19 protein-coding genes are annotated in these 23,501 nt (G+C 37.4%); 9 read left to right on the forward strand and 10 right to left on the reverse strand.

Annotated features, from left to right (window positions below; translation table 11 throughout):
* Positions 1-13: 13 nt before the first annotated feature.
* Together F1560_RS01545 and F1560_RS01550 are read right to left on the reverse strand one after the other, a co-directional pair.
* A complete protein-coding gene (locus F1560_RS01545) occupies positions 14-1,195 on the reverse strand; it encodes an NAD(P)/FAD-dependent oxidoreductase (RefSeq protein ID WP_149472907.1) in 1,182 nt (393 codons plus the stop codon).
* A gap of 46 nt (positions 1,196-1,241) precedes the next feature.
* A complete protein-coding gene (locus F1560_RS01550; RefSeq protein ID WP_187773599.1) occupies positions 1,242-2,756 on the reverse strand; it encodes an aldehyde dehydrogenase family protein in 1,515 nt (504 codons plus the stop codon).
* Positions 2,757-2,918: 162 nt separating this feature from the next.
* Between F1560_RS01550 and F1560_RS01555 the strand changes: the two genes are divergently transcribed.
* Entirely contained in the window at positions 2,919-3,785 is an 867-nt protein-coding gene (locus tag F1560_RS01555; protein WP_149472908.1) for a LysR family transcriptional regulator, read from the forward strand.
* Positions 3,786-3,870: 85 nt separating this feature from the next.
* On the opposite strand, the gene F1560_RS01560 is transcribed toward F1560_RS01555, so the two are convergent.
* From F1560_RS01560 to mmgD, 5 genes are all read right to left on the reverse strand, one after another.
* A complete protein-coding gene (locus F1560_RS01560) occupies positions 3,871-5,037 on the reverse strand; it encodes an amidohydrolase (protein WP_149472909.1) in 1,167 nt (388 codons plus the stop codon).
* Between the two features lie 35 nt (positions 5,038-5,072).
* Positions 5,073-6,602: an AbgT family transporter gene (locus tag F1560_RS01565; protein WP_420874423.1), complete on the reverse strand. Its 1,530-nt coding sequence runs from the start codon at positions 6,600-6,602 to the stop codon at positions 5,073-5,075.
* Positions 6,603-6,875: 273 nt separating this feature from the next.
* Positions 6,876-7,778, reverse strand: a complete 903-nt coding sequence (gene prpB / locus F1560_RS01570; RefSeq protein WP_149472910.1) for a methylisocitrate lyase — start codon at positions 7,776-7,778, stop codon at positions 6,876-6,878.
* Between the two features lie 17 nt (positions 7,779-7,795).
* Entirely contained in the window at positions 7,796-9,232 is a 1,437-nt protein-coding gene (locus tag F1560_RS01575; protein ID WP_149472911.1) for a bifunctional 2-methylcitrate dehydratase/aconitate hydratase, read from the reverse strand.
* Positions 9,233-9,275: 43 nt separating this feature from the next.
* On the reverse strand, positions 9,276-10,385 hold the full coding sequence (gene mmgD / locus F1560_RS01580; RefSeq protein WP_149472912.1) for a citrate synthase: 1,110 nt from the start codon (positions 10,383-10,385) through the stop codon (positions 9,276-9,278).
* A gap of 257 nt (positions 10,386-10,642) precedes the next feature.
* On the opposite strand from mmgD, the gene F1560_RS01585 reads away from it, so the two are divergent.
* The 3 genes from F1560_RS01585 to F1560_RS01595 all read left to right on the forward strand — a co-directional run bounded on the left by F1560_RS01585 (position 10,643) and on the right by F1560_RS01595 (position 13,127).
* On the forward strand, positions 10,643-11,512 hold the full coding sequence (locus tag F1560_RS01585; RefSeq protein ID WP_149472913.1) for a LysR family transcriptional regulator: 870 nt from the start codon (positions 10,643-10,645) through the stop codon (positions 11,510-11,512).
* A 115-nt stretch (positions 11,513-11,627) separates the two neighbouring features.
* Positions 11,628-12,632 (forward strand): DUF3231 family protein, encoded by a 1,005-nt coding sequence (locus F1560_RS01590; RefSeq protein ID WP_149472914.1) that lies wholly within the window; start codon positions 11,628-11,630, stop codon positions 12,630-12,632.
* 6 nt (positions 12,633-12,638) lie between these two features.
* Entirely contained in the window at positions 12,639-13,127 is a 489-nt protein-coding gene (locus tag F1560_RS01595) for a hypothetical protein (RefSeq protein WP_149472915.1), read from the forward strand.
* A gap of 118 nt (positions 13,128-13,245) precedes the next feature.
* Here F1560_RS01595 and F1560_RS01600 read toward each other — a convergent pair whose 3' ends face one another.
* On the reverse strand, positions 13,246-14,337 hold the full coding sequence (locus tag F1560_RS01600) for a CdaR family transcriptional regulator (protein WP_149472916.1): 1,092 nt from the start codon (positions 14,335-14,337) through the stop codon (positions 13,246-13,248).
* 146 nt (positions 14,338-14,483) lie between these two features.
* Between F1560_RS01600 and F1560_RS01605 the strand changes: the two genes are divergently transcribed.
* The 4 genes from F1560_RS01605 (at position 14,484) to F1560_RS01620 (ending at position 19,844) form a co-directional block, all read left to right on the forward strand.
* Positions 14,484-15,671, forward strand: coding sequence for a glycerate kinase (locus F1560_RS01605; protein ID WP_149472917.1), 1,188 nt, complete (start codon positions 14,484-14,486; stop codon positions 15,669-15,671).
* 66 nt (positions 15,672-15,737) lie between these two features.
* Positions 15,738-16,868, forward strand: coding sequence for a 2-keto-3-deoxygluconate permease (locus tag F1560_RS01610; RefSeq protein ID WP_149472918.1), 1,131 nt, complete (start codon positions 15,738-15,740; stop codon positions 16,866-16,868).
* A gap of 123 nt (positions 16,869-16,991) precedes the next feature.
* Entirely contained in the window at positions 16,992-18,269 is a 1,278-nt protein-coding gene (gene larA, locus F1560_RS01615; protein ID WP_149472919.1) for a nickel-dependent lactate racemase, read from the forward strand.
* Positions 18,270-18,461: 192 nt separating this feature from the next.
* Entirely contained in the window at positions 18,462-19,844 is a 1,383-nt protein-coding gene (locus F1560_RS01620; RefSeq protein WP_149472920.1) for an OmpA family protein, read from the forward strand.
* A 142-nt stretch (positions 19,845-19,986) separates the two neighbouring features.
* Here the strand turns inward: F1560_RS01620 and F1560_RS01625 are convergent, their stop codons facing one another.
* Together F1560_RS01625 and F1560_RS01630 are read right to left on the reverse strand one after the other, a co-directional pair.
* Positions 19,987-21,804: a zinc ribbon domain-containing protein gene (locus tag F1560_RS01625; RefSeq protein WP_149472921.1), complete on the reverse strand. Its 1,818-nt coding sequence runs from the start codon at positions 21,802-21,804 to the stop codon at positions 19,987-19,989.
* An 82-nt stretch (positions 21,805-21,886) separates the two neighbouring features.
* The gene (locus tag F1560_RS01630) at positions 21,887-22,324 is read right to left on the reverse strand and encodes a hypothetical protein (protein WP_149472922.1); all 438 of its coding nucleotides are present in this window, start codon (positions 22,322-22,324) and stop codon (positions 21,887-21,889) included.
* Positions 22,325-22,671: 347 nt separating this feature from the next.
* Between F1560_RS01630 and F1560_RS01635 the strand changes: the two genes are divergently transcribed.
* Positions 22,672-23,472 carry a hypothetical protein gene (locus tag F1560_RS01635; RefSeq protein WP_149472923.1) on the forward strand — a complete coding sequence of 267 codons (801 nt, stop codon included), beginning with the start codon at positions 22,672-22,674 and terminating at the stop codon, positions 23,470-23,472.
* The last annotated feature ends 29 nt before the right edge of the window (positions 23,473-23,501 follow it).

Genomic DNA, 23,501 nt, shown 5'->3' on the forward strand with positions numbered 1-23,501 from the left:
CTGAACATCCTCTTTATGAAATAATAGCTTCTTTATAACGCGAAAATCTGAGACGGCTTATATCAAAGTCCGTTTTTTCTCCGGAAATCAATTGGGTAATCATTTTTCCCGTAATAGGAGCCATACTAATACCGTCCCCTTCGTGTCCACTAGCAATATAGAAGCCTGGAACTTCCTCTACTTCAGACACAATTGGCAAATGATCAATTACCCAAGGTCTTATTCCGGCATACGTACGTATACAACTTACATCCTTTAAAACTGGTAGAAAACGCATCGCCCGTTCAGCAATTCCTCTAATCACTTGATTTTCCGATCGAATATCATACCCATTAAAGGCGCGGTGCCCACCTACGAGATAGTTATCCGCATCTGTTGGCTCAATCGTAAACGCAATATTATGATTTTCTACTAGCTTACTAACGTTTCGCTTATAATTGATATCCTCAAATTTGGAAAGCATATAGCCAAACTCATGCACCTTTTGATTCACAATTCTATCCGTCTTTTCTGTTACTAGAATCATCCCTTTTCTCGGGCGAATCGGAATATCGATCCCAACCATGTCACCAATTTGGCTTGCCCAGACCCCAGCACAGTTTACAATTCGTTCGGTTCGGATTATCCCTTTGTCTGTTATCACTTTTTCAATACGACCATGAACTCCTCTGTCAATCTCTCTAACCTCATGATTCGTAAAGAGCTTTAAACCATATTTCTTTGCTTCTTCTATAAAGGCGTAACAGACTAAATAAGGATTCATTGTTGAATCAACTTCCGTCCAAATTCCGCCCATTAGATCTTTGGCTAATTTAGGTTCGATCTCTAGAAGCTCCTTCTGATCAACAATTTGCATACGATATCCATCACTTCTTTGCTGTGCAGCATACCCTATGGCAATCTCTAATTCTTGCTCTGTTTCACATACATATAAACTACCTCTGGAAGAGAATTGAAAATCAAAGGATAATTCTTTGGCCAATTCTTTATACATTTGAATACTTTTATAGCCTATATCTGTATCAATCCCAGGCTTTTTATCACTTATAAGTGCTACTGCATCACAACGACTGGATGTTCCGCTTGCAATATCTCCCTTTTCTACTAAGCCAACCTTATATCCGGCTTTTGATAGATAATAAGCTGTGCTGCAACCAATAATTCCAGCTCCAATCACGATAATATCGAAATTCATGAAGCTTACCCTCCTTTCATTAGCTGTTCGCTCTATTTAGATGTATCTAGCCTTTATAAAAACCAGAAGGCTTTACTTCAAGGGCAATATTTATTTGCTTTTTATATAGGTACTCTTCAAAACCATATGTTCCTAGATCTCCACCTAAACCGCTCTGCTTGTAACCACTCCATGGGGCTTCATTAAAAGTTGGGTGGTACGTATTAATCCATGTAATCCCTGCTTGCAACCTGCGAATCACGCGTTGTGCTTTTGCACCATCATTTGTAAATACTGCTGCAAGTCCAAAGTCTGTGCCATTCGCTAATTCAATTGCTTCTTCTTCCGTTTCAAACACTTGAATAACAAGAACAGGTCCAAAGATTTCTTCTTGAACAATGCGCATGTCTGGAGTTGTATTCGTAAAAATCGTCGGCTCAACAAAGTTACCTTTGGCGAGGTCCCCTTCAGTTACCTGCTTCCCTCCACATAAAAGTTCTGCGCCCTCTGTTTTGCCAATTTCCACGTAATTTAATACGTTTTCCATATGAGATTTCGATATAAGTGGTCCCATTTCGGTAGTCTCATCCCATCCTGGACCAAGCTTAATCTTTTTTGCTCGTGAAACTAACTCTGGTACAAACTTGTCATAAATGCTTTTTTCAAGGAGGAGACGTGAACCGGCTGAACATACTTGACCTTGCCCTGCAAAGATTCCTAACAGTGCATAATCAACTGCTGTTTCAAAATCCGCATCTGCAAAAACGATATTTGGTGATTTCCCACCAAGTTCCAATCCAACTTTTTTTAGCGTATTTGCAGCATCCTTCATAATTTGCTTTCCTGTCGATGTTCCCCCAGTAAAAGATATTTTTTCAACATCAGGGTGGTTGATTAATTCATTTCCAACAACAGAGCCAGATCCGTGTACTAAATTTGCGACTCCATTTGGCAGACCAACTTCATCGATAATTTCAAACAGTCGAATTAACGTAAGTGGTGTTTGGGTAGATGGCTTAACGACTACCGTACATCCAGCCGCTAATGCGGCCGACATTTTTTGCGCTGCCATTACGAGTGGATAGTTCCACGGAACAATAATTGCAACAACTCCAATCGGCTCCCGGATAACCATTGCTTGAATTTCATCTGGAACTTCATATGTCTGTCCATGCGGCTTTGTAGCGAGACCAGCATAGTATTGGAATTGATTAATAGCATCTTCCACATCGGTAAGCGAATCATCATAAATTTTTCCATTATTTAATGTCTCAAGCATCGCAATTTCATCTTTACGTTCTTCTAGCTTACTAGCAATTTGGAGCAGGTAATCAGCTCGTGTACGTGCATATGTGCTTTTCCAGCCATTTTTATAAAAGGCATCTTTAGCAGCTATCACTGCTTGATTTACTTCTTCTATCGTACCTTCCGTGACACTTCCGATTACTTCATTCGTTGCAGGGTTGATTACCTCACGTTTATTTTTCGAAGCGCTTACTTTCCATTCCCCATCAATATACATACCTTCCACTGCATCCTTATCGCGTAAGACTGATGTATCATGGGCTACTGTCTTTAACATTTGGCCAAACTCCCTTCTCGGTGCATTCTAAAATTTGTAAACGAATACAAGATATACTTTTTTGAATTAACTATAAATAAATGCTATAGTAAAAATTATCATTAGTAAAATAACAATTTTACATACTTACCATCAAATTTATTCATGAAAGGAGGATACAAAATGAGCATTCAACGTTTTGAAATATTAAATAAGGTTGTTCAATTACAAAACATAACGAAAGCTGCAACAGAACTAAATCTCTCTCAATCTGGTATCAGCTATGCTATTAAAAATCTGGAAGAAGAGTTAGATGTACAGCTATTAATTCGTAATCGTTCTGGTGTTACGTTAACAAGTGAGGGGGAAAGAATTTATCAACATTCCCTTTCAGTTACGAAGGCTTATGAAAATTTAATCCAAGAAGCTGCAGCTATAAAAGGAATTGAAAGAGGAACGATACATATTGGCACTTTCGCAAGCGTTACCACTAACTGGATACCAAAAATTATTACAGTGTTTAAAGAAAGGTTTCCTGGAATAACCATTAAAATATATGAAGATGATTATCAAAGTTTAGAAAATGCAGTCATAGCTGGTGAATTAGACTGCTGTTTTTCAACCATATCGAACAATAAACAGCTAGCGTACATCCCATTAAAAAAAGATAAGCTCTACTGTATTGTTTCGAATGATTGTCCATTATCTAAACAAAAAGTGATGAAAATCAGTCAAATTGGAGATTATCCGTTAATTAAACCAAAAGCTGACTGGGATAATGAAATATCCGATTTTTTCAGCAGTCACAAAATCAATCCCGCAATTGCCTATGAGGTATCAGATGACCAATCCATTATTGCCCTAGTCCAGGCTAACTTAGGCATTAACATTCGTCCAGGTCTTGTTCTAACAAATCGCACTCCAAATATAACCGTACTTGATTTAGAAGACGATGCATATCGAATGATTGGATTAGCAACGTGCAATCATGTATCACATGCAACACAACGGTTTATTTCTGTTGTCACCGAGTTGTTTCAGGAAATGTAACAGACCATATATTTGTTTAATAGGACTTACAACTAAATAAAAAAGAATAAAGCAGGCAGCCTAAATTGCTACCTGCTTTCCCGTATTACTTCCCCATTTCCAGCCCAACATGAACCATCAATTTGACACCATCAATAAAACTAGCTTCATCAATTGCAAACTTGGGATGATGGTGTGGGTAATCAAACGACTTTTCTTCGTTTCTCGCTCCGATAAACACGAAAGTCCCCGGTATTACTTTGGAAAATGCTCCAAAATCTTCTCCGCCCATTACTAATGGATAATGAAACACACGTTCACCAAATAATTGTGTAGCAATATCAATCACACGATCCGTTTTCTCTTCGTTATTAAGTACGGCATCATATCCAAACTGGAAATTAAACTCAAAATCAGCACCATAGAAATCACAAACCGACGCTACTGCTTTTTCCATCTTTTCTTTTACAAGTTCTCTCGTCTCCTGGTGGATCGTTCGAATACTTCCCTGTAATGTTGCTGTATCCGGAATGACATTCGTCGCACTGCCAGCATGAAACTGGGTTGTTGAAATCACAACCGAATCAAGTGGAGAAGTAATCCGTGATACAATTGTTTGAAACTGATTAATAATCTGCGTACCGATGACGATTGGATCTATTGCATCCTCTGGTTGAGATGCATGTCCACCTTTTCCTTTAATCAAAAGGTCATACGTATCTGAATTGGATGTAATTGGCCCCTTTGTAATCCCGATTTTACCAACTGAGATCGGGGTGAACAAATGCTGCCCATAGACAAAATCAAGGTCATTGAACAGTCCAGTTGCAACCATTTCCTGTGCGCCTCCAGGTGGTTGCTCTTCCGCATGCTGGAAAATCAAATATATTTCTCCACTCACCAAGTCGATATTCTGTGATAAAACGCGGGCGGCACCAAGGAGAATTGCAGCATGACCATCATGACCACAGGCATGCATCACACCAGCTTTTTTTGATTTAAACTCTAAATCATCTCTTTCTTCTTGGATCGGCAATGCATCAATATCTGCTCGCAGTCCAATTTTTTTCCCTGGTTTTTTTCCTTTAATAATTCCCAGAACACTCGTTTTTGTTGGACGTGAAAATTCAATATGATCCATCTGTCTTAACTGATCCTCAATATATTGACTTGTCCAGTATTCTTCAAAAGAAAGCTCTGGGTGCTCATGCATCGCTCTTCTCCAGGCGATCACATCTGGTATTACTTCTTCTATCAGTTTATTCAAATCCATTCCTATCTCTCCTATCCTTGACAATCAAGATTAATTTACTGCTCTAAAAAGATTGGTCCCCCAGGTCCAACTGGCAGTCCTACTAAATACCAAATAACTAAGAATAAAGACCAAACTATAAAATAGACAATCGAATAAGGTAACAGATTGGACAGAAGCGTACCCAAACCAACATTCTTGTCATATTTTTTCGCAAATGCTAATAAAAGCGGCAAATATGGAAGCATTGGTGTAATCGGGTTCGTAACGGAATCTCCTACTCGGAATATCATTTGTGTAAATGCCGGATCGTATCCCAATAGCATAAACAAAGGTACGAAAACAGGTGCTAGAATTGCCCATTTTGCAGATGCACTTCCAATTAATAAATTGATACAACCAGCTATAATAATAAAGCCCAGAATTAATGGCACACCAGTAAAATTCATCTCTTGGAGAAATTCTGCTCCCTTAATCGCAAGAATTGGTCCTAAATTACTCCAAGAAAAGTATGCAAGCATTTGTGCTGCAAAAAAGACGAGTACAATGTAGCTTCCCATCGTAGCCATTGAATCACTCAGCACATTAGCAAAGTCTTTTGAGTTCTTAATCGTTTTCGCTTTTAAACCATAAACCAAACCTGGCACAAAAAATAATATCGTAATGATAAAAACAACGGAATTCATAAAAGGCGAATCATTCATGATAGAGCCTGTTTCTTGATTTCTGAGTACACCATTCTCCGGAATAAGCAGTGCGATAAATACCAATGCGGTTAGGACAATGGAAATATTCGCCCAACGAAGTGCCTTTTTCTCCGTATCTGAAACATTTTCTTGTGACACTTCTGCTCCATGATATGCACCTAATCGAGGTATGGTTAGTTTTATCGTTATAAAATAGGTAACGATTAACAGCAATAAAGCAGATGCAGCTATAAAATAATAGTTCATTGCGATATTTGCTGTATATGTTTCATCAATTAATCTCGCAGCTGGTTCTGTAAAGCTCATCATTAAAGCATCCGTCATTCCAAGAATAAAATTGGCCGAAAAAGAACCAAGTGCAGCAGCATACGCCATTACAAGACCTGAAAATGGATGATAACCAAGTCGAAGCATCACCATGGCAGCTAATGGAGGCAAGATAATAGGAGCTGCATCTCCTGCAACATTTCCTAGGATAGCAACTAAAATGATTGTAGGAATAATAAGTTTCCGAGGTGCTACTTCAATGATACGTTTCATTAACGTCTCAAAATAGCCAGTTTTCTCGGCAATGCCAATCCCCAGCATTACAACAAGAACCATACCTAAAGGCGGGAAAGCACTGAAGTTATTAATGCTCTCCGTTAACATAAGAACTAACCCTTCACCTGAAATCAGGTTTACCGCCTCAACAACTTCACCTGTCCCAGGATTAGTAGCTTTTAAATTAAATAAAGACGCTATAAAGGAAGCGAACAGAATAACACCCATCAATACAATAAAAATTAGGATTGGGTCAGGTAATCTATTCCCGACAGCTTCCACTTTGTTTAAAAATCTATCAATAAAACTTTGCTTTTCTTTCTTTTTCAAAATAATCCCCCGCTCATTTGTAGTGTTACAATCTTGTGAGTTTACGGGATATAACACAACTATTCACTTTAGTTAGTTAAACCGCTAAATTATCTTTCAATTTTAAAAGGATATCTTTATAAAGTCAATGTTATTTTTTAGTATGTGGTTATTGTTCTATAATTATCGATTCCTTCACACTAATTTTCAGAGTGAAATAATATCCGAAACACTAAATACTACGAGCAAACCAAAAAGGCATGGAATCCAAATTGATTCCATGCCTTTTGTTCTGAAAATCTAATCCTCTAGTACCGTCTTTGCGATTGTATTGTCCAATTCCTCGAAATCATCGTAAGAAATTGTTTTATAGAGCTCTTTTCTCGTTTGCATATTAAACACACCATCCGCTTGGGAGCCTTGCTCTTTAATCAAGTTAAAGATTCGCTCATATGCTTTCGCTGCTACTCTTAAAGATGTAACTGGATAGATTACCATCCGAAAGCCCATATTTTGAAAATCTTCCGCGGTTATAAATGGTGTTTTGCCAAATTCGGTCATGTTTGCAAGCAATGGAACTTCTAGCTTTTTCGCAAAAAGGCGAAATTCCTCATCCGTTTGCAATGCTTCCGGGAATATTGCATCTGCTCCTGCTTGTATATAGCTCTGGGAACGCTCTATAGCAGCATCTATTCCCTCTACTGCTCTTGCATCCGTTCTTGCAACAACAATTAATGAAGGAGCTACCTCTTTAATCGCTTTGATTTTTTGCACCATTTCTTCCGTCGTTACAAGTTGCTTGCCATTTAAATGACCACATTTCTTCGGTAGCTGCTGGTCTTCAATTTGCACTGCTGCTACATTCGCTTCCAGCATTTCACGAGCAGTACGAGCCACATTTAACACACCGCCAAATCCAGTATCAATATCCACTAGTACTGGCAAATTCGTTGCTCGAACGAGATCTCTTGCACGTTCTGCCACTTCCGTTGAGGTAACAATTCCGAGATCAGGTAGTCCCCTGCTTGCTGTATACGCTCCACCTGATAAATAGAGTACGGAAAAACCCGCATCTTTTGCGACTAATGCAGCCATAGCATCATGCGCACCAGGTATTTGTAATATGTTACCTGCGAGCATCTGCTCCTTAAATTGGTTTGCTAATTCTTGCTGTGTTGACTGTCGGTCCACAATCCACGCCATAAACGTAAGTCCTCCTTCTAGTTGGTAAATAACTCTACAAATTCATTGACATTCATTTTTGCTAGCTTGTTGTAGTCATAGCTAACTTCTTCAATTTTCTTGCGTTGCTTATCCGTATAGTGTGTTGCAAGGTTTTCCGTATACTTCTCAATTATTTTAGGTATTGCCTCGTCTCTGCGAAAACGATGTCCTAATGGATATTCTCGCTTTACATCTTCCGTCACTGTGCCGTCCGTAAAATGTACCTGCACCGCATTTGCTATCGAGCGCTTACTCGGATCAAGGTAATCCTCTGTGTACGCCTTATTTTCTACAACGACCATTTTATCGCGTAACCCGTCAATGATTGGATTTGCTGCAAAATCATCTTCGTAATGCTCAGCACGAATATCTCCTTCTAAAAGCCCAATAGCAGTAATGTACTGCAAGCAATGATCACGATCAGCTGGATTGTTCAAGGGACCTTTCTTATCAATAATCCGAATTGCTGACTCATGTGTTGTGATTGTAATTTTATCAATTTCATCCAAGCGATTGACTACCTCCGGATGTAACTGTACCGCTGCTTCCGCTGCTGTTTGCGCATGGAATTCAGCTGGGAAAGATACTTTAAATAACACATTTTCCATCACATAACTGTCCAGCGGTTGACTAAGGACTAATTTCTGTTTGTTAAATAGTACGTCTTGGAATCCCCATCCAGGTGCACTTAATGCTGTTGGATAACCCATTTCACCTTGAATTGCCATCATTGCTAGACGTACTGCCCTGCTTGTCGCATCTCCAGCAGCCCAAGATTTTCTTGACCCTGTATTCGGCGCATGACGGTACGTACGTAAGCTCGAATTATCGATCCAAGCATTTGTCAATGCATTTGTAATCTCTTCACGACCGCCACCTAACATCTTCGTTACAACCGCTGTTGTCGCGATTTTCACATATAGAACATGATCAAGTCCAACACGATTTAAACTATTTTCTAATGCAAGCACACCTTGGATTTCATGTGCTTTAATCATCATTTCCAGTACCTCTTCAACCTTTAGGGGTTCCCCGCCCTTCTGAATTCTAACTTGACTGAGATAATCAGCAACTGCCAGAATTCCACCTAAGTTATCTGATGGATGCCCCCACTCTGCAGCAAGCCAGGTATCATTATAATCGAGCCAGCGAATCATAGTTCCAATATTGAATGCTCCCTGAATTGGATCAAGTACATGGGGAGTTCCCGGCACTCGAACTCCATTTGGTACAACTGTCCCAGGTACTACTGGTCCGAGCAGTTTCGTACATTCTGGATAATTCAGCGCAAGTATGCCGCATCCTAATGTATCAATTAACACATAATGGGCGGTCATATAAGCTTCTTCACTCGTTATATCTTTATTCAATACGTAATCTGCAATTTCCTCTATTAATGCATCCGTTTTTTTATAAGTATCCGTTTGTAGCATCGTAAGCACCCTTCCCATTCCATTCTATTTTTCATTTATCAAATTAAACATGTCGTTCGCCAGTGTAATTAACTCTTGGCCTGAACAGTCGATTATTTTCATGCTGCTCGATTACATGTGCTGCCAGTCCTGCTGTTCTCGCACTAAAAAATATTGGCGTATACAGTGGGATGGGAATTCCAAGCTTCCAATAAACCGGTGCAGCGTAGTAGTCAAGATTTGGATAAAGTCCTTTTTCTTTCTCCATTATTTTTTCACCGGCTTCACAGATTTCAAGCAACAGATAATCTCCATCTTTTTCACAGAGCTGTCTTAATGCTTCTTTTGTGATTAATGCTCTTGGGTCCATTTTTTTCATATAAACACGATGACCGAATCCCATGATCTTTTCTTTCTTCTGTAATTTCTTTAAAAGCAGTTCCTCAAATTCTGCCACGGTCTTAACTTCATTTAACATATACATAACAGCTTCATTTGCCCCACCATGTAAATTCCCTTTTAGTGAAGCAATTGCTCCTGTTAAGGCACCATAAATATCCGAGTTCGTTGACGCAATCACACGTGCAGCAAAAGTAGAATTTGGCATCTCATGCTCACTATATAATAGAAGCAGACGATCAAAAATCTCGACTTCGAGTTCAGAAGGCTTTTCACCAGTAATCATGTATAAAAAGTTTGCACTGTAAGATAAATCCTGTAGTGGATAAACCGGTTCTTGTCCATTAATAACCCGGTGACTATTCACCGTAATTGTCGGAAGCTGTCCCAACAATTGATATGCACGTTTTTTATTAGCCGAAAGCGTTCGATCTTCAATTACATCATCATATCCTGCCAATACCGACAGACCGGTACGCATGCCATCCATTGGATGTGTTTGCTTTGGCAATAATCGAAGCACATCCATCACGTTCGCAGGTACGTCGTAGTTATGTTTCAATATTTCTTCTACCTTCGCTTTCTCAGCTGCTGTAGGCAGTGAACCTTCCAATAAAAGATACACGATTTCTGCATAATCTTTCGATTTGGATAGCTCAATCAAATCGTACCCTTGAATAATGATTTGTTCCTTCTCTACATCAAGAAATGAAATAGATGTCTCTGCTGCAATTACCCCTTCTAGTCCAGGAACATACTTTTCTTTTGTTTCCATGAATATCCTCCTAACTATTTTTAAAAATTCCGATAAACGAATACTAGAAAGCGCTACCAATAATAATCATGAAGATTTGTAATCTAACTTAATTGTTAGAGTTAATAGCGTTTCAGGAATGAATTTTTAAATCTATATGATTGCTTCCAACTTCATTATAGTATTGAATTGAAAATTATAAAAATATATAATATTAATAATTAGCCATTGATTTTTTCTATAGCTAATAGTCTTGTATAGAATGGGGGCGATTTAGGATGAACCACCAAGATTGGGAAATGTTAGCCGCACTATATTCCACCGAAAATATTACGAAGGCAGCTGAACAACTATTTCTATCACAGCCTACATTAACTTCACGTATGCAAAAATTAGAAGAACACTACGGTATAAAGTTAATTATCCGGAAAAGAAGAGGCGTTACCTTTACCCCAGAGGGAGAGCAATTAGCACAGCATGCACAAAATATGCTTCGCGAACAACGAAAGATTGAAGAAAAAATACATAACATGAAAAATCAAGTAACAGGTACACTACGAGTTGGCGTTTCTAATTTCTTTGCGTTGAATAAGATGCCAAAATTGTTACGTCTTTTTAAGAAGGAGTACCCAAATGTCGAGTGTCAAATGGTAACTGGATGGAGTAGTGAAATGCATCGACTAATTTTAAACAATGAGGTACATATCAGCTTTATTAAAGGGGACTATCCATGGAAGGAAAAAAAAGAACTTTTATACGAAGAAGAAGTATGTATTGCATCCCCATGGGATTTTAAATGGGAGGATCTGCCTCGCATGCCTCGGATTGATTATCATACCGACGAGCATATGAAAAGTATGGTTGATGAATGGTGGTACCATAACTATTCACAAAGCCCTAACATTACCATTCAAGTCAATCAAGTTGAAACGTGTAAAGAAATGATTATTAACGGACTAGGTTATGCGATTATTGCAAATTTAGTTGTTCGTCCAAATTCAGATCTCTTTATAAAACCTATCTATCACCCGTCTGGAGAACCGATTATTAGAAAAACATGGATGTATTATCATGAAGATGCCTTACAAATGAACATTGTCCGGGCATTTATTCGTTTTATTCAAACGTTGGATGTGAAGTCCTTATAACTCTCTCTTACCAAATACAAGAAATAGTTGTGAATCCGTGAATAAATTATGTTATTCATCAAAAACTAACGAGAGAAAACAATCGAACATTTTATGTAAGAGAGGATTAAAACAAATGGGAAATCATGATAATCTTAAATTAACGGCTCCAGAAATATCAACTTTATGGGCATTATATCAAAGTAATTCCATGGCTATATGTGGACTAAAATATTTTTTAGTGCACGTTGAGCATGATGAGATTCGTTCCATACTTGAACATGCATTAACATTATCCGAACAGCAGCTTGAACAAACAACCAGCTTCTTTATCAAAGAGGAATACCCGATTCCCCAAGGTTTTTCAGAGCAAGATGTCAACTTAAATGCGCCCCGTCTATTTTCTGACAAGCTTTACATTGAATTCGTAGTAAATATGACCATTATTAATTTAGCCAGTCAAGTTGCATCCTTAACTACTTCCGTTAGAAATGACTTACTTACATTCTATACGGAAAGTTTATCCGCCTCACAAGAATTACACATAAAAACAAAGGAATTATCAAAAGAAATAGGAATCCATATCCGTGCACCATACTTGCCAATTCCTAATCAAATTGACTTTGTTAAGAAGCAAAGCTTCACTGCAGGTTGGTTGACAGACAGACGCCCTCTACTAGGTTCAGAAATAACGAACCTCGTGTTTAATGCACGAAGAAATTCACTGGGACAAGCTGTTATAACCGGTTTTAGCCAAGTAGCCCAGTCTAAAGAGGTACGAAAGTATTTTGAAAGAGGCCGTGATATATCCAAAAAGCATTTAGAAGTTTTCAACTCTATACTAAGTAATAGTTACTTATCCGATGGGACAATCCTGCTAACTCCAGAAGTAACGGAGTCTACTGTACCTCCTTTTTCAGATAGACTAATGATGTTTTTAACCTCATCCTTAATCGCTTCTGGAATTGGTCAATACGGTACTTCTATGTCATTAAGCCCGAGGCATGATATAGGACTTCATTATACTCGTTTAATGGCAGAAATAGCTAACTATGCAAATGATGGTGCTAATATTATGATTGACAATGGCTGGATGGAACAGCCACCAATGGCAGCTGACCGAAAAGGGTTAGCTAAGTAGGTTAAAATGGAAAAAAAGGCAGATAAAAAAAGTAAAAAATTAGAAGTACTGTTATGGAGTATTGCTCTACCTGGATTCGGCCAATTATTAAATCGGAAATATATGAAAGGATTCGTACTAATTGGATTAGAATTTTTAGTTAACGTCATGGGAAATTTTAATACAATTATTGTACTAAGCTTCAATATGAAAATTGAAGAAGCCATTGCCCAAACAAATTATTTATGGCTTATGTTTTACCCATGTTTATATTTTTTTGCTATCTGGGATGCTTATAAAGATGCTGGAGGTGGTGAAAAACCTTTCGCTTACCTCCCCCTTGTTTTTTCAGCCTATTTTGTTACAGTAGGCTTAATTTTTTCCCCAACATTTACAATTTTTGGTGTGTACATCGGACCAATGTGGCTTCCTATCTTATTTCTACCAATTGGATTAAGTGTTGGTGCGTTCATTCGAAAGGTATTGGTTAAAATTTATGTAAAAAACTCAGTTTGAATTTTTACTGCCGGTTTTAAGAATTTTATATGAAACCGGCAAATACAAAAGTAGCTTAGTCATTTACTTATAGCACTAAACTTTCCTACCAATAAGTTCATTTTTAACAATACCTTTCTTATTCCTGTACATAAATCCACAAGGCAACTTGTAAGATCAATGCATCATTAAACCTTCTCGGATCATAACCTGTTTCATTGGCTATTTTATTTATTCGATAGATTAACGTATTTCGATGTAAAAATAATGCATCCGCCGTTTTTTGGAGGTTCAAATCATTTGCAAAGAATGCTTCTAACGTTTCTGCCTTTGTTTTATCCATACGCTGTAATATTCTGGTAGAAAACCTTTCCCCAACAGACTTATCGATTTGGTACAATAATGCCCTCACTTCAAATTGAGCAAATGAAATAATTTCTTTCTTAGGATCACTTATCTTTAAAGCCAGCTTACAATCCGAGTATGCCTGGTTTAATTGTTCTAATTCATGAAACATTAAACTATAAGCCATTCTAAATTTCACTTGCACCTTCTTTAGAAGCCTTGCTATTGATTGGACACTAGTCAGCAATTCACTTTCTTCAAGTCCTGTTACAGCAATAAAGATTTGGTTAAGACTGATAAAACCTGTTATCACATAGTTTTCACCAAATACTTTCTCCAATCTCTGAATAAAATCCTGCTTCGGAATCTTAAGCTCATCTATTTGTATGACAATAGCTGTAAAAGGAGGGGTAAGTTCTAATTTCAGCATACTTAGACCTCGATTCAATACATCGTAGGAAGGGGAACTTTTTAGCAGTTGTTCAATAATCATTTCTTTCGTACGCTGCTTCCATTCGAGCTGTGAAGCAATAAATTCTTGATTAATCATGAGTTCTGTTGCCATCTTCACTAATTCCGCAATATCCCCCATTTCATTAGGATTTCCTGTAATTCCGATAACTCCAATTATTTTTTCCTGGAATACAATTGGAAGGTTAATCCCCGGTTGTGCTCCCCCCCATGCTTCATCTTGATGGGAATAGATCGTAAGTGCTCTTCCGCTCTTTAATACTTCAACCGCTCCCTCATGAACCGTATGTAACCTTTTTTCATCCTTTGTGGCAATAATAGTTCCTTTCGTATCCATAATATTAACGTTACGATCTAAACGTAATGAGGTTTCTCTTACGATTGCATTTGCAATTTCCTTCGTTATCATTTCCATGTCTCGTTATCTCCTTTGGTTATCTCGCGCAAAATAAATCTGATTTATCTCCATTTTTTCATATGGTATAACCATATACATTTTTAGTCAAGATTCGTATAATTTAATCTACAGATATTGAAAACGTTTACTTAGGATGTGATTGCATGAAAATCATTATTGCACCAGACTCCTTTAAAGGGAGCTTAAGTGCAGTTGAAGCGGCAAATGCAGTTGATAAAGGAATCAAAAAGGCTTTTCCGAAAGCGGAAACAGTGATGTTACCTGTTGCAGATGGTGGCGAAGGAACGTTAGAAACGCTCGTCACTGCAACCAAAGGAGAAATAAGAGACCTCACAGTTATTGGACCTTTAGGGAATGAAGTGAAGTCATCCTATGGTGTTTTAGGAGATAAGAAAACCTGTGTTATTGAAATGGCAACAGCATCAGGACTTACACTTCTTACAGATGAACAGCTTTCTCCTTTAAAAGCAACAACATACGGAACTGGTCAGTTGATAAAACAAGCAATGGATGATGGATTTACTTCATTTATCATTGCCATCGGTGGATCAGCAACCAATGATGGTGGAGCCGGAATGCTCCAAGCACTCGGACTAAAGCTTTTCAATAAAGATGGTAATGAAATCGGATATGGTGGTGGAGAATTAGATAAGATCGCTTCGATTGAAGATCAATCTTTCGATTCGCGCATTAAAGATTGCAACTTTCTAATTGCTTCTGATGTGGAAAATCCACTTATCGGACCAAACGGCGCTTCCCATGTTTTCGGGCCACAAAAAGGAGCAAGCCCAGAAATGGTTGAACTTCTTGATCAAAACCTTACCCACTGGGCCGACCATGTTGCCGAGCTTACAGGGATCCACCTACACAACCTACCTGGCGCAGGGGCAGCAGGAGGTATAGGAGGAGCATTTCAAGCTTTCTTCCCCTGTGAAGTAAAGCGCGGCATTGATGTTGTATTAGAGCATAGTAAATTCGCTGAATTGTTGCCAAATACCGATTTAGTCATTACAGGTGAAGGTAAAGTAGATGGTCAAACGGCGTCAGGAAAAACTCCGCTCGGCGTCGCTCAAACCGCTAAAAAACAGGATGTTCCGACTATTATTATAGCTGGCTCAATTGGAGATGGAATTGAAGTACTTCATGAATTTGGAGTTATAAGCATCCATAGTATTATCAGCCAACCTATGACACTAAAGGAATCGATAACAAATGCAGCTAAATTATTAGAACAAAGTGCTGAACAGGTTATACGAACCTACTATCATTTTAGACATCAAAACAATCAAACAAATAGCCACATCGCAACGAACGGGCTGCATTCAACCTAAACATACTAATGCTAACTTAGGTGTTTTCTTAATATTCTTTTTTACCACCAAAAGGAGGAGCGATTTATGAACATAAAAGACACAATTGAAAAAGTACCTGGGGGACTAATGGTCGTTCCACTTTTACTAGGAGCTTCCTTAAACACGATTGACCAAATGCATATACCTGCAGTAATGAATGTTTTAAAATTCCTAGGTGCACCACAAACAGAGGAAGGTTTTTACGAGTTTTTAAGAATCGGTGGTTTCTCTCAGGAACTATTTAAGGATAGTGCACTTGTATTAATTGCTTTATTTCTATTCTGTGTTGGAAGCCAAATGAATCTAAGGGTTGGTGGAAAGGCATTAAAAAAAGGTGTCCTGCTAACTGGGTCGAAATATTTCGCTGGTGTGGCAGTAGGTATGGCTTTTGGTTACTTTTTTGATCCGATGAGTGGGTTGTTTGGACTTTCTACTCTTGCGTTAATTGCTGGGATGACAAATAGTAATAGTGGGATGTACGCTGCCTTAACTGGTAAATTTGGAAATAGATCTGATGTCGGTGGACTTTCTATTCTTGCGATCAATGATGGACCATTCCTAACATTAGTTGCACTAGGTGTATTAGGGACAGCTTTCCCGATGATATCGTTTATAGCAGTCTTACTACCAATTGGAATTGGTATGCTGTTAGGTAACTTGGATCCGAAAATACGAGAATTCTTAAAACCAGGCGAATCGATTACAATCCCATTTTTTGCATTTGCACTAGGAGCAGGCATGGATTTGGCAAACTTCTTTAATCCAGCAGTTCTTGCAGGTGGTTTGACACTCGCGATTCTAACTTTCGTTTGTTCTGCTGGGATGGGTATTCTGATGTTTAAATTATTTAAAGAAAAAAGCTTTATTGCACCAATTTCTGAAGCTTCAACAGCTGGAAATGCTGCAGCAACACCAGCCGCCGTTGCAGCCGCAGCAGCTGTTGCTGTTGGCGCAGGAGCAATGACACAAACAGAGTTTGAAGCAATCCAAAACATTGTCCCTATTGCTACAGCCCAAATTTCAATTTCGACCATTACTACTTCATTGCTCTGTCCTTTAGGCGTAATTTTAATGGATAAATACCAACGTAAAAGAGGAATTGATGGTACCCGTGAGGATCTTGGTCTTAATAAGGATAAAAGCACTCCGGAAGCCAAACATGTTGTAAACGATTAGTCAATTGGAAAGCGCTATCTTTTTTCACGCGCAATCCGTATATTATTTGGTGCCACAAAACATTCCTTTTGCCAGCACAATTATATACGGATGAAAACTATCAATGAAATGAGGGATCCCATCATGAAGACAGATCTATTATATGGAAAGCGTGGAATTTCAATAGAATTGCCAGACAACGCTTTTCTCATTGAACCGAAAAATTTGCCAAAACTCGATGATGAAAAAGACGCGATCCGGCAAGCGTTGCGAAACCCAATTGGTGCCGCATCATTGAAGGAATCTGTTAAATCAACGGATACGGTGTCTATTGTGATAAGCGATATTACGAGACCAACACCAAATCACATACTCGTTCCCCTATTGATAGAGGAATTAAACCATGTCCCATTAGAAAACTTCGTCATTATTAATGGGACAGGAACACATCGTGACCAAACACGAGAAGAATTTGTCCAGATGCTAGGAGAATGGGTAGTTGACAATATTCGAATCATTAATAATCAATGTCATGATAAAGATACACTTGTTAACCTTGGTAAAAGCAAATTCGGTTGTGATGTCTACCTGAATAAAGAATATGTTGAATCGGATTTTCGTATTGTAACAGGATTTATTGAACCACATTTCTTTGCTGGTTTTTCTGGTGGACCAAAGGGAATCATGCCAGGGATCGCCGGAATTGAAACGATTTTAACATTCCATAATGCAAGAATGATTGGTGACCCCCTTTCTACCTGGGGAAATATGGAGAATAATCCGGTACAAGATATGACACGTGAAATTAACAGTCTATGTAAGCCAGATTTTATGTTAAACGTTACATTGAACCGAGAAAAAGAAATAACAAATGTGTTTGCAGGTGAATTGTACGAAGCACATGATATTGGTTGTGCATTCGCAAAAGAGCATGCAATGTTCCATTGTGAGGAACGCTTTGATGTTGTCATTACATCCAATTCCGGTTATCCATTAGACCAGAATTTATATCAGGCAGTAAAAGGGATGAGTGCTGCACATAAGATCGTGAAGGAAGGCGGATCTATTATTGTCGCATCGGAATGTTCAGATGGGCTGCCTGATCACGGAAACTATGCAAAAATATTTAAAATGGCTGACAATCCACAAGAATTGCTAGATATGATAAATAACCCAGAATTTAAAATGTTTGATCAGTGGCAGGTTCAAAAGCAAGCCGTTATCCAAGTTTGGGCTGATGTGTACGTTTATTCTAAACTATCAGATCATCAAGTAAAAAATACAATGTTAAAGCCTACCCATGACATCGAACAAACCATAGAAGATTTAAAGAAAAAATATGGTGACTCCATGACAATTGCCGTTCTTCCACTTGGTCCACTAACCATTCCATATGTGGAAGAAAAAGTGAGTATGAAATAAGGAAGCCTTTAATGGCTTTCTTATTCCATACTTCATTATTAAAATGAACGAGAAATATACAAACTCGCTATACACCCTTTTCCCATTCCAAAATCCTCTTTTATTCCCAATCTTAGTATGGTAATCTATAATGAGGCAATTTTATAATTTTCCTACACTATTTTGAATGAATATGGAGAAGGTGAGCTGAATTTGAAAAGGTCTTTAATTTTCATAGCTTTTTTAGTATTAATGATCATTCTTATAGGCTGTAAAGATACAACAAACGAGGAAGCAAATGCAATTAATACTGAAAATAATAATTCAGATGAAGAACAACGTAATCCTATAGAAGCAGAAGATAAGGAAGAACCTATCAAGGAAAGTCCAGTGGATTATAAAGAGGATATTGGCAACCTAAAGGTATGGATCGGTGGCGAAATGATTATTGAGGACGATCAAATTATTGTAGAAGGCCAAAGTAACCTATTACCAGGGTCGATTATTAGCTCGACGGGAAGCAGCACATTACCAATCGCAGCTTTTATGAAGAATGCAGAGGTACAAGCGGATGGTTCCTTCCGATTTGAATATCCTGGCTATGATGGGAGTGCGATAATTGATTTCCGATTATCCTCTTTGGGTGAGGATACGACAAAGCATTATGGTATATACTTCAATCAAGTGATAGGGCCTCAACTATACAAAACGTCAAGAAGTGATCAGTACGAGGTTCGAACAACTTTGTTATTAGATGCAGACCAGGAAACTCCATATACGCTACCAATTGAAACGCCAGAATGGGATGAACTTCCAAATGATTATGGAGATTCGAATGTTTGGATGGATGTCGAGGTAACGACGGATCATAAATTTATCTATGTGCATGGAAAAAGTAATCTACTTGAAGGGACATGGTTAGGTGGCGATTTAACGAACGCTACAGATGTTATTGTACCATTTTCCTATGATTATACGAATGTAAATCCAGATGGTTCCTTTGATCTTAAAATACCTTACCTATCCTTGCGTCCTGGTATGTACATTCCTCTTCAAGTTCATGCGAATCAAAATACTTGGGATGATGTTCTAGCGGCTTATGGAGAAGACTTTGGGAAGTTGGAAGGAGATCTTTTACAAACTTCTGAAGATGGAAGCCATTATCTTGAAAAGCTTGTTGAATTAGATATTCCAGACATGGAACCACCAGAAAAAGTGGATTTAACAGTTGCTGATGAAGAGATTAAAATGCAAGTGCCCGATGATCTCCTGTTTGATTTTGATGAAAGTATATTAATGGATTTTTCCCAAGAGACATTGAATAGTATCCTTGCTGAATTAGAAGAATTAGAACCTGAAACAACGATTCATATCAATGGCCATACAGATGATCAAGGGGATGCATCGTATAATTTGAATTTATCTTTAGAACGAGCTGAATCCGTCTTTCATTATTTGGAAGAACATGGTGATATTAGCCATCTAACGATTCATACAGAAGGATACGGCGAAACTGCTCCAATTGAATCAAATGAAGATGAAGATGGCAGAAGTAAAAATCGCCGCGTTGAGATTGTCATCAATCCAGAAAGTTAAGTACGATGGGATTTTCCACAAAGTAATTTAGTGGGAAATCCTTTTTATATTCATCTAATCCCCATTCGTTACGCTATTGATTTGTACGTTACCCATTCGAAAAAGAATAGAGCCATACCGAGATTCCCCGGTATAGCTCTCCCTATTCATCAATATTTACTAATACTACTTCATTACCATCTTTTTCTACGATATATTTCCAAACATAATCATTTGTTTCTTCTTTACCACTCTCATAGATTACTTTAATTTTTTCTTCTGTGGTTACCATCCATTTATCTTCTTTTTCTTCGATATTTGTTACCACTGCATTAATTACCTCTTGCGTTACCCCATTTTCATTCAATCGATCTACAAGACCTAATTGCATATCGTACAATTCACTTCCATCTTTAATGAAAGGTTTTACGTAATTATAATCATTCGTATTAATTGCCTCTACAAGGTTATAAATATAATTTAATGTGACTTCCTCAATTTGATCATCACTTATTACTTCACTCGTTGAAACTACTGTAGATTTATCCGCCTTGTGTAATTCTTTAGATCCTTCCAATTTCACCAAGGAATTACTATCATCAAAGTCACTCGACCAAAAACTATTCGCATAACAGTCATCTATTAACCACTGGTCATCCTCATTATAGACTATTTCCAGATTACAATAATTAATTCTTTCTGCTAAATTCGCTTCTTCATCAGAGTAGTGAAACGCGGACGTAAAATAAAAAGCAGTTGGAACAGCAACAGTTGATTCTTCCTCGTAAAATTGAAGGTTGTTAAAATCAACTTCAATCTTATCTAATTGTCCCGTAAAATAATTCTCCATATCCTTGTCATATTCGAAATTTGATACAAACGTATCTTTCATTTCATCTGTTATATTAGAAAATAAGTTTGCATCATGTCCAGCATGTGCTTTGACATATTCTTCTCCATATACGCTAATTTCTTCTGATAATGATTCTATTAAACCCTCACTAATTTTATCAACATATAGTTCATAATACGTATCTTCTAATTTCAGCTTATCTAATTTAACCTTTCCCCATTTCGTTTCAATAACTGGAGTTACAGTAATGGAACCATCTAAATCCAATGGACCAAGTTCATTTATGACTAGGCTGTCATTAAAATTAATTTGTTGGTCGTTCAATTCAATGTAGGCTTTTTCAACTGGAACTCCATTTGTATTGTATAAATCCAACATTACATAATCGGCTTCCAATTCTACGTCATGCATAACCCAGTCGCTATACTCATCTGCTAGAATAACGGTATCGTTCGCCTCTACTTCTGTATACTCGCCACTAAATTTACTACTCAAATTATAAATTCCTGGAGACATTGGTCCATATACAATTCGGTAATCTTCATCCTCATGAATTGAAATCTCTGAATCATTAAATGTATTCACTACACCTTCAAATGGATTGTAAACCTCGATGTATTGAGATTTTACCGAAATACTAAGTCGATCGAATATTCCAAGCCATTTCCCATTTTGAACCAGGGTAAATAGCTCATTTTCAGCCAAAAATCTTTCAGAACTTATAGCAGCTAAATTAATATATTCATTATCTGCTTTCGCAAGAGAAATTAAGGCTTCTATCTCAGCATCGGATAACTCAGAATCATAGTTCAAAACAGCTATATTCTGAATCACTTTCTGATTTTCTTCTTTTAATGCTTCGACAAATCTTTCAACCGTATTTTCGGCTGACATATATGATTTCCCCCACATATAAAATCCGGCAAAAATAACGAACAAACCTGCTGCAACACTCACAATCATTTTTTGCTTTTTCGTAAGCTTTCTACTTTGTTTCGACTCTACTGGCGGATTTACTTGCTTTTTAGGATCTGTCTTACTTGGCGTTTCCAGTTTATGCCCGCAATGTTGACAGAATTTTAACGAAGAGGCTATAGAACCCCCGCACTCTTTACAAAATTTATTCATATGTATGATATCCTTCTTTTTTATGTTATTAATTTGTAAACTCTACGTTCTATGTATACTACTAATTGCATTTTTATGTTATCTACTTCAACATTTCCTCTAAATCCTCTAAATCAAAATCTTCTGCATCAACTATAAAATAACTTCCACTCACTTTTTTCAATACCCAGAAAAAGAAATCATCCTCATCTAATTGCGTAGCAACCAATTCCCAATTCTCCCCATACATATCATCTAATTCTTCAATAGCTTCTGGTTTTAATTCTTTTCGCTTTACCTCTTTTAAGTTCATATTTTCGATACCACCAATATCCAAAACACTCCAAGATATGTCATCCATAACCTCATCCAGATAGTAGCTATCATATCCGTCAAATTGCGAAAAGAGCTGGGCGACTTTTTCACGATCCCCATCAAGAGATGCCCTATACACATCCTCAACAGCAGAAACAGCTCCTTGACTACACCCACTTAAAAATAATACCAAAATAAATAATCCAAAAATAAATTGCTTTCTCATGATGCTCCTCCTATTCTTCTTTTTTATAGCAGGGAAAATAAATGAATTGATATAAAAACAGTATAAAATCCCCGTATAAATTACAGCACAAGAATAATTATAGGTTATTTGCACTAGTTTGTTAAGCCTATAATAATATAAAAAATTATAACTATTAAATAATAAAAATTACCTTTTAATCATAAAATAGTTTGTTATAATAGTAATTTGTAGCCTAATAATAATAGGTACTTATTACCATTCAACGATATGAAAGGAGGTTTATTAGGTATTTAAGCATATACATACAAGTCATGTTAGATTACATATTTGGTAAATAAAATTTACTTAAAAAGGAGAGTTTAATTATGCTAATATGTCCTAAATGTAACTTCCAACAGGAATCAGGCAAGTTTTGTGGTGCTTGTGGAGAACAAGTAATAGAAAGTGATGAAGGACAAACCCAAAGCCCTCAGCAGGAAGTAAGAGCAGGATTTGAGCAAGCTGCAACGGCTACAGCCATCCAGCCATCAGCCTCTGCAATTAAAAGTGGTGTCAGTCATTACTGGTCTTATTTTTTAAATTTACTTAAAAACCCGACACACGCTTTTGCGTCAACTGAAAAACACTTTGTTAGCGGCTTAATTACACTGGGATTATTTGCTATTATCTATGCATTTAGTCTTTATTTCCTAGCAAGTACTATTGCACGTTCACTCGGTGGCTTCTTTAGTGTTACTATACCTTTCTTTGATCTAACATCCAGATTGATATTTGGCGTTATTCTATCATTTGCTATTACCTTTGGAAGTGCATTCGCAATGACAAAGCTAGCAAAGAATCAGGAATCATTCAAAACTTTATTAACACAATATGGCAGTATTATCGTACCTTTCACTGCACTAAATGTTGTTGCTATGCTGGGCGGTATTATAGGATCCATTGAATTGACAATCGTTCCATTAATCTTATCCATGATTTTTGCTTTTGTTTTTATCCCTGTATTATTTGTTTATGAAAAAGCATCAAAAGTAAATCCAAACGGGCAAAAAATCTACCTCAGCTTAGCAACAGTAGTTTTAATTACAATCATTTCATATATTTTAGGAGAACTATTATTCTCAAGCATCATTGAAGATGTGGAAAGAATTCTTTATCGTGTATTATAAAAAAAGAACAGGAACCTTATGGATAGATA

This window comes from Oceanobacillus polygoni, assembly GCF_008304605.1.
In the GTDB taxonomy this organism is placed as follows: domain Bacteria; phylum Bacillota; class Bacilli; order Bacillales; family Amphibacillaceae; genus Oceanobacillus; species Oceanobacillus polygoni.